The 8,607-nt window shown below is 37.8% G+C and carries 8 protein-coding genes; 4 read left to right on the top strand and 4 right to left on the bottom strand.

Annotated features, from left to right (window positions below):
• Positions 1-193 precede the first annotated feature (193 nt).
• The gene (locus C7B89_RS10870; RefSeq protein WP_054550286.1) at positions 194-1,048 is read left to right on the top strand and encodes a hypothetical protein; all 855 of its coding nucleotides are present in this window, start codon (positions 194-196) and stop codon (positions 1,046-1,048) included.
• Positions 1,049-1,399: 351 nt separating this feature from the next.
• On the opposite strand, the gene C7B89_RS10865 is transcribed toward C7B89_RS10870, so the two are convergent.
• Positions 1,400-2,443 carry a DUF418 domain-containing protein gene (locus C7B89_RS10865; protein ID WP_115673699.1) on the bottom strand — a complete coding sequence of 348 codons (1,044 nt, stop codon included), beginning with the start codon at positions 2,441-2,443 and terminating at the stop codon, positions 1,400-1,402.
• Positions 2,444-2,533: 90 nt separating this feature from the next.
• A complete protein-coding gene (locus tag C7B89_RS10860; RefSeq protein WP_115673698.1) occupies positions 2,534-3,487 on the bottom strand; it encodes a helix-turn-helix transcriptional regulator in 954 nt (317 codons plus the stop codon).
• Between the two features lie 100 nt (positions 3,488-3,587).
• Here C7B89_RS10860 and C7B89_RS10855 point away from each other — a divergent pair, with 100 nt between their 5' ends.
• Positions 3,588-4,118 carry a dihydrofolate reductase family protein gene (locus tag C7B89_RS10855; protein ID WP_048392599.1) on the top strand — a complete coding sequence of 177 codons (531 nt, stop codon included), beginning with the start codon at positions 3,588-3,590 and terminating at the stop codon, positions 4,116-4,118.
• A gap of 14 nt (positions 4,119-4,132) precedes the next feature.
• On the opposite strand, the gene C7B89_RS10850 is transcribed toward C7B89_RS10855, so the two are convergent.
• Positions 4,133-5,140 (bottom strand): serine hydrolase domain-containing protein, encoded by a 1,008-nt coding sequence (locus C7B89_RS10850; RefSeq protein ID WP_115673697.1) that lies wholly within the window; start codon positions 5,138-5,140, stop codon positions 4,133-4,135.
• A 140-nt stretch (positions 5,141-5,280) separates the two neighbouring features.
• Here C7B89_RS10850 and C7B89_RS10845 point away from each other — a divergent pair, with 140 nt between their 5' ends.
• Positions 5,281-5,802, top strand: coding sequence for an AAA family ATPase (locus tag C7B89_RS10845; RefSeq protein ID WP_048392603.1), 522 nt, complete (start codon positions 5,281-5,283; stop codon positions 5,800-5,802).
• 31 nt (positions 5,803-5,833) lie between these two features.
• Here C7B89_RS10845 and ku read toward each other — a convergent pair whose 3' ends face one another.
• Positions 5,834-6,655, bottom strand: a complete 822-nt coding sequence (gene ku / locus C7B89_RS10840; RefSeq protein WP_004225181.1) for a non-homologous end joining protein Ku — start codon at positions 6,653-6,655, stop codon at positions 5,834-5,836.
• A 106-nt stretch (positions 6,656-6,761) separates the two neighbouring features.
• Here ku and C7B89_RS10835 point away from each other — a divergent pair, with 106 nt between their 5' ends.
• Entirely contained in the window at positions 6,762-8,579 is a 1,818-nt protein-coding gene (locus C7B89_RS10835; RefSeq protein WP_115673696.1) for a DNA ligase D, read from the top strand.
• Positions 8,580-8,607 lie beyond the last annotated feature (28 nt).

The following is an 8,607-nucleotide window of genomic DNA, read 5'->3' as shown; positions in this document are numbered from 1 at the left end:
ATGTTATAATAGTCTTACGATCATTTTTTTATAAACGTATTTCGAATTCCGATGTCCTATTTTGCAGAAAGAATTTGGATACGTTTTTTTATTTTTAAACAGAAGAAAAATTCGAAATTGTTTTAAAGAAGTTATTTGAAATTTTACTATCTAATAGTAACTTAATTTTTATTCCATAAGGAGGACTAGATGAATGAATCTAATTAATAAGAAAGTTACACACAAGCGTTTTGGCATAGGTAGTATAGTTAATCAAAATGATTCAAGTATTGAAATACATTTTGCATCAGAAAATAAAAGGTTTGTTTTTCCAGATGTATTTGGAAAGCACCTAACAATACATGATAAAAGTGATGCTAAGTTACTTGAGGAAATTATACAAAAAAAAGAAATTGAACGAAAAGAAGAAGAATCGCGGATGGAAGAGGCCAAAGAACTTCAACGGAAAGAACTCTTGCTTCGCTTGGAACACGAAAAACTTATGAGTAATCATAAACTTCATCCCGCATCACAGATGGTTTTTTGGTGTGATTCAGAGGAACAGAATAGTTCTGTTTCAGAGTGGAATGTTTTTTCAGGTATATTAAAGAGTGGTAATAATAAAGGGAAGCCAAACAAGCCGAGCCGCTTGCACCAAAATAGCGCTGTCCTTTTAACAGCAAGGGATTCCAGCCAGCCTGAAAGTGATAGACGTATCTTAGGTGTCTATATGGTGAATGAAAAATTCGTCGGCAAGCTGTGTGAAGATGGACATATTCCTGCTCATTCAAAATACAGAATTCAACTGACAGAACAGGAATCGGATCAGTTACTTTTCTGGCAATATTATATCAATGAAAAATTCCCCGAAAAAATGACATGGAAAACAGGGAAATATCGTTATTTCGAAAATTTATGGATGGCTCAAATTTTACTTGATATCATTTCGTTGAAAAGTGACCCAAAAGAACTGGAGTTGGCACAACAATTCTTTAAACATTTTTGTAAAATGAATCAGCTAACAGTTCAAGAAATTCCCAAACCTGATGGCGCATTAACCCGTATTTAGTACAGTGAACCAATTATCAAGATGAAGAGCTATACTTGCTTGCAAGAGAAAAATAATGGTAATGAATACAAGTCACTGGATTTTAAAATCCAGTGACTTGTATGTTTATGTCCCAGTAACTTTATTAGCTTTTAATACCTATTCCCCACAAAGTAACCCCAATGATTCACTTATTAGATGTAATAAAAGTAAAAAAACAGCGTTAATAATGGCTTAACGCTGTTTTTAAATTAGTCACTTTGGTGACTAAATAAAATGGGGATGTGTTTCTTGCTGAAGATATGAGCAAAGATGGAAAGCGAGTAGGGTACATTACCAATATATGATGTTTACCACCAAGCTGATAGGTGTTTATCCTTTACGATAAATAATCTTTCGTACGGGAGGAATTGTCCAATATGTCCCGATTCGCCATAGCCATTCCATAGGGCCAAAGCGGAAAAAGTATAGCCATAGCTTACTAAAGAGCAATTGGCAACCATAAATGCCTAGACAAATCCACAAAGATTCAAGATAGCGAAGTTGTCCAATTAAACCGAAAGTATGGCCAATTAAGAGAATAAGCGCTGTTTGCCCCAGGTAATTAGTCAAGGCCATGCGCCCATATGCTTTTAACGGTGCCAATAGTGGCTGGAACAAAGTGCTTTGTAATAATAGGATGATTGTTCCCATGTAAAAGGCAGAAGCGAATGGGCTAAACTGTAGTCCGATTAATGAAAATTGCTCAATATTTGTAATATGAGCCGCTAGCTGATCCTTGGGCAAATGCTGGATATTAACAAGAGGCTCAGGGACATACTGCCATTGATAAAACCAGCTAGCCATGCTTATAAAGCCCATTACAATCGTCACGAACATGATTTTATTTCGATGTAACGAGATATTTTCAAATAAATGATATTGACCAGCAGCTAGACCAAGCAAAATCAGTGGAAATGGCATTAAAATTTTTAGACCAAAATAGGCAGTGATGGCTAATAGGATGAATCCAAGGATGAGATTGATGTCTTTGCGCATTTTATAAAAAGGTAAGGCTACAAAGCCAAAGATAGCATAGACAGTTAAGGCTTCACCTGGTTGGAAATAAAAATGCACTAGCCCCATAAACAGTAAAATCAAAAGCCTACGACTAAATAAGGCATAGGCTTTTTCGCCCCTTGCCTGTGCGCGTGAAATAAAGAGATAGAATCCTATTCCAAATAAAAATGAAAAAATGATAAAAAATTTACCCTCTACAAAAAGTGTTAGAAAGCGGCTATAGGCAATATCGTTTGCCAATTCAGGTGGTTCAATCCACATTAATGAGGGGATATTGACTAAAATAATGCCCAGTAAGGCGAACCCTCTTAAATAATCTAATGTATCAATTCGTTTATTACTGTTGGTCGGTTGCAACGTATATCTCCTCCTTCAAGACCAATTATAAGGAAGATCTTTTAAAAGTAGTAACGATGAATGTTACGTGAATCTAACAAAATTGTCATCTTATAGAGGCTCTATTGGCTCAGGGTAAATCGCTAATAGCTCATATGCATGCTGACGTATAAGCTGAATTAGTGCGTACGGTTCTTTGACAATCGCATGTTGACCAAGGCGAAAGAAAAGGGAGCTATTAAAGTGGAGCTCATGTTGATCGATAATCGTATCGATATAGCCTGTTCCATCACTATGTCGAACAACCGCTTTTTCAAGATGGGGCTCACTTAAACATTGACGAACGCCCTCGCTTGATAATTCTACATATAACGGAATAGGCTGCTGAGGCTCATAGTCAGTTTCAAGCCATTGCTGCAAATTCATCGTCGTTTTATGGTTTGCTTCACTAATTTTTATCCCTTTAATTCGATCTACACGGAAGAGTAATATTCTTTCATTTGATAGCAGTAGAGCAGGCATATACCATAAGCCATCATGAGCGTACACGCCAATAGGCTGGATATGCTTAGAGGTGATACCAGACTTCGATTCATACTGGATATGCAATTGTGATTGGTTGATGATAGCCTCTAAAACGTCCGTTAAGAGTGGTGTTGTAATGGCTCTTTTAGGGTTCCAAAAGGCAATATAGGATTGCAGTGTATCCACCTTTTTCTTGGCTTCCTTCTGTAAGGATTCATACAGCTTTTGAGAGACAGACTTCATTTCAGTATTAAAGGGTAAATCACGATAATAGTGCAAAGACTGGAATGCAAAGAAAATGGCGACCGCCTCTTCCTCAGTAAATAATATCGGGGGGAGAATGGCATTGGATAGCACCGTATAGCCCCCATGTCTTCCTTGTTCCGCGTAAATGGGTAGCCCCATATCACTTAAATCCAAAAGGTAACGATGCACCGTTCGCACGGAAATATGGAAGGAGTCGGCAATTTCCTGCGCTGTAAATTTCTTTTTCTTACTGACGAATAGCAAAATATCAATTAATCGTTTAGCTTTGGTCATATTTTTTCACCTTTTTATTTAATCATGCCAATAGTTGTCATGTTTTATATTTAGTATAGAGATTGTACAAGAGATTTTCAAAAGAAGAGGAGCTGACGTAATGTCACGAGAAATACTGGTATTTATTGCAGGGAGTTTAGATGGATTTATTGCCAAGGAAAATGATGATCTACAGTGGCTAGAGGAAACAGAGGGAGAGGGTGATAATGGCTACGCTGATATGTATCAAACTATTGATACCGTCATTATGGGAAAACGGACATATGATTATATCCTAGAACATCTTAAACCGTTCCCTTATCCTGATAAAAAATGCTATGTGTTCTCAACAACTCAAACTGGGGAAAATGAGCATGTGACGTTTATCCAAGAGGATGTCATCACATTTACTCAACGTTTAAAAGAGCAAGAAGGCACAAAGATTTGGATGGTAGGGGGAGGGGACCTTCTAGATGCTTTTTTACAGGAGCGGCTAATTGACGAATGGATTATTACGATTACACCCCATTTACTAGGCTCAGGGATACCCTTGTTTAAATCTCCCCGTCCATTCGAAAACTTAAGGCTATTGGAAACAAAACGATATGGTCAAATGGTACAACTACATTATGAGGTAAGGAAAGAGGCTTAAATCAAGCCTCTTCTTTATTTGATAAAGGAACGATAGATTTCTCCTAAGAGACCTTGCATTTGATGGATGCCTGTATCGGTGTTAGTCATGGCAACAAAGCCTTTGTCTAGGTGGGGGTAGGCCACTAGCATACATTGATAGCCAACGCCCCAGCCAAGCGAGGATATTTCAAGCTGCTCACCAGCACCATCAAGAAATACACCAAGGCCCATCCATTCTTTACAGCCCTGAGGACGAATTAGCTCATGGATTGAAGCTAAACCAAGTGTACCCTTTCCCTTTAAGGCCTGCATTACCTCTTGTAATAATTTTGCTAGATCTGACGGTGTTGTCCATAATCCACAAGCTGCATCATACGGGTAAATAGGGTATCTTTGTGCTGTTAGGGTGCCATCTTTCTGATGACCACTTGCTGTATTGGCAGTTGGGACTGCGGAAGAAAAAAAGCTATTTGCCATGGCTAGTGGTCGGAAAATCACGTCTGTCATAAGTGTTGAAAAACTTGAGCCTGTTGTATTCTCAATCAGCAATTGAACAATGCAAAAGCCAGCATCTGAATAGTGAAATTCTTGCTCGGCCTCAAAAGTACTATCGATTGGTATGGAACAATAAGGAGTTGTACCTTTTAATAAGTCGACCATCGAAGGCCTCTGCCATAGTGAATGTAAGGGAGAGAAGCTGCCTTTAGGGTCAATAATTCCGGCCTGATGACTTAACAAATGTCGTAATGTTACTTTTTTTCCCTGAGTGTAGCTATGATCTGGCATCTTCCAAGATGTGAGCTTTTGATTAATATCCTCATCTAAATCTACTATACCTTGCTCGACCAGCTTCATCACTAAAATGCTTGTAACTAGTTTACTAATTGAACAGGCATTGAAGATGGTTTCGGTATTGATTCTGTTAGTTTTCCCGACCTCTAATAGACCAAAGCACTCTGCCTTCTGAAGCTCACCATCCTTTATATAGGCAATGCTGAGGCCAGCTATTTGTTGTTGCGACATTTGCTCATGTATTGTCATGAATAAAGATCTCCTAGTTTTTCCTTTATTATACCATAATTAGGAACGAATGTTCTTGGAAAACTATCGTTATGTCAGCTGAAATCTATTGTATAATAAAGGAATTATTTCTACAAAGGTACATACAATGGAGGGGTTTTGTGACAAAAGCGTTTCCACAAAAAATACATATCATTGGGTCCGTTGGCAGTGGGAAAACAACATTGGCGAGGAAGTTATCTAAAACCTTGCAGATTCCTTATTATGAGCTTGATAATGTGGCATGGATGCGAAAGGAATCAGGGGATATTCTAAGAACAGATGAAGAAAAAAAGGAGCACTTACAAACCATTCTCCAAACGAACAGTTGGATTATAGAGGGGATCCATCAGGAGAAGTGGGTTGTTGATAGCTTCCAGCAAGCTGATTGCATTATCTTTCTCGATACGCCTTATAAAATTCGAGTCTTTCGTATAATAAAAAGATTTATAAAACAAAAAATGGGCTTCGAAAAAGCTCACTATCAACCTACTTTTTCGATCTTTTTTAAAATGTTTCGTTGGAATAAACGCTTTGAAAGGGTAGGAAAGCCTAAATTCTTTAAACAGCAACATGCTGTATTGGCTAAACTTTTAATGATTCAGCGCAAAAAGGATTTAGATTCCTATTTTCGACAATTCTAAAGCGTATCCCGATGTCAGGATACGCTTGTTCTTAAGCATTTTTCTTTGTACGTGTAGTCCGTTTTCTTGTAGCGGGCTTTTTTGTTTTTTCTAAAGAGGCCTGTAGAGCTGTCATTAAATCCGTGACATTTTCAGGAATTGGACGTTGTTTATCGCTTGTAGATATCGTATTTGTAGCTTTCTTTTCTTCAATTAGTTCTAATAAAGCATTGCGGTAATCATCTGTATATTTTTCAGGGTTGAATGTAGTTGTTAGTTGTTCCACTAACATGAGGGCTGTATCGAGCTCCTTTTGTACTACATCCTGTTCACTTGGAATATTAGGGACATCGCCAATGCTTCTTACCTCATCTGGATAGTGAATTGTTTCCATCACAAGGGCATTTTGATAAACACGCACAATGGCAAGCTGCTCTTTAGAGCGGATAACGATTTTGGCAATGCCAATTTTCCCTGATTGTTCTAATGTTTTTCGTAACAATGAATAGGCTTTGGCTCCCGTCGAATCGGGTGATAAAAAATAGGTGCGTTCAAAATAGATTGGATCGATTTCAGTTAATTGCACAAAATCAATAATTTCCACAGCCTTATCTTCATTTTCCTTACGCAAGTTTTCTAAATCTTCTTGATCCAACACAACAAATTTATTTTTGGCATATTCATAAGCCTTCACGATATCCTCATCTGTTACCTCTTGGTTACAGCCCTCACAAACCTTTTTATAGCTAATCGGCGTATGGCAGTCTTTGTGAAGCTGACGCAATTTGACATCTTTATTTTCAGTTGCAGCATGTAGTTTCACAGGAATATTAACAAGTCCAAAGGAAATACTGCCTTTCCACACTGTATGCATTGTTGTCACCTCGTTTTTCTTACTATGATGTATTTTGAGGTTTTTTATGTATCTTAAAATGAAATCTTCAAACACTGAATATAAAAAGCAAAGTAGGTATAGCGGAATGAAACCAATGCTTTTATCCGAAACAAACGATATTCCTAGTGGAGATGAATGGCTATTTGAAACAAAATATGATGGTTTTCGCTGCTTATTAGTTTGGGATGAGGAGCCGAAGCTCATTAGCAGAAATGGACGACATTTAAATCACTTGTTTCCCGAAATTTTAGCTTTTTGTCAGCAAATATATGCATCCATTCAAACCTTTTTACCCCTAACCTTGGATGGGGAGTTAGTTTATTTACGCAATCATTTTAAAAGTGATTTTGCCGTTGTTCAGAAGAGGGGGAGAATGCAAAATCAAGACGTGATTCAGGAACATGCTCATTCATGTCCTTTTCACTATCTAGCATTTGATGTTTTAACCCTTAAAGGAGAATCTCTCCAAAACCATTATTTAAAAACGCGTAAGGAGCAATTGGGCAAGCTTGCGACGAAGTTCAAATGGCCAAGCGTAAACTATGAGAATCCAACGCCTATCCAAGTCATACGTGGTAGTGAGGAGCATGAGAGCTTATGGCAGTCCATCAAACTTTACAATGGGGAAGGCATTGTTGCTAAGAGGAAAACAAGTAAATGGCTTGAAAACATACGATCAAATCATTGGTTAAAGATAAAAAATTGGCGTTATGTCACAGTCATTGTCACACAATATGACCATAGCAATAGTTATTTTCATGGTGCAGTTTTTGAGGACAATCAATTACGAGAAGTCGTTACGTTTAAGCATGGGATGACAGAGGAAGAGCATCAAACACTTGTCAAATTCTTTCAGACTAATGGACTGCGTAAAAAGGAGGTATGGGAACTTGAGCCTTCGATTTGTGTTGATATTGCCTGTATTGATTTTGATGGTAGTAAGCTTAGGGAACCTAGATTTCATGCCTTTCGATTAGAGATATCACCTAAGGAATGTCATTGGCTGCACATGCAACGTCAACTGTATCCTATCCCTGATTCAGTTGCTATCACACATCCAGACAAGCCTGTATGGCCGAATATGGGTATTACAAAGGATCAATACTTGTTCTATTTGCAAAATATTTCGCCCTATGTAATGCCTTTTCTAAAGGATCGTCCTCTAACGCTAATACGCTATCCACATGGTGTTCCAGGCGAAAGTTTTTATCAAAAAAGTAAACCAGAAAAAATGCCTAATTTTGTGGCAACAGCTGTGATGGATGATATTGATTATATCGTGTGTAATAACTTGGAAACGTTATTGTGGCTTGGAAATCAGCTGGCATTAGAGTTCCACATTCCATTTCAAACACATCATTCTCCGTACCCGACAGAAATCGTTTTCGACTTAGATCCTCCCTCAGTACAAGATTTTTCATTAGCCGTTTCAGGAGCACTTGATTTAAAGAACATTATTGATTATTTTCAGCTCCAATCCTTTATTAAAACATCAGGTGGAAAAGGTTTACAGCTGTATATTCCTTTACCCGCAAATACATTTACTTATGAAGAGGTACGTATATTTACAGAGTTTGTTTGTCGCTTTTTATGTGAGCAAAAGCCAAATCTATATACAATTGAGCGTTTAAAAAAGAATCGTCATGAAAAATTATATTTAGATTATGTACAACATGCAGAGGGCAAGACTATCATTGCCCCGTATTCCACTCGTGGCAATGAAATGGGTTTAGTAGCAACACCGCTTCTATGGGAGGAGGTCAATGAAAACCTAACGCCAACACTTTTTACGATTCCCTTTGTCATGGAGCGCATGAAAAAAATGAGCAATCCCTTTCAATTATTTCGTGAAGTAGGGGAGGAACAAAATTTTCAAGCAGTTCTAGATCAATTAAAGGCATGAGGACATTTATGGAGATAGGGAAAGCATG

The organism is Lysinibacillus capsici (genome assembly GCF_003367505.1).
Lineage (GTDB): Bacteria > Bacillota > Bacilli > Bacillales_A > Planococcaceae > Lysinibacillus > Lysinibacillus capsici.
This window is presented reverse-complemented; position numbering and strand designations above follow the sequence as displayed.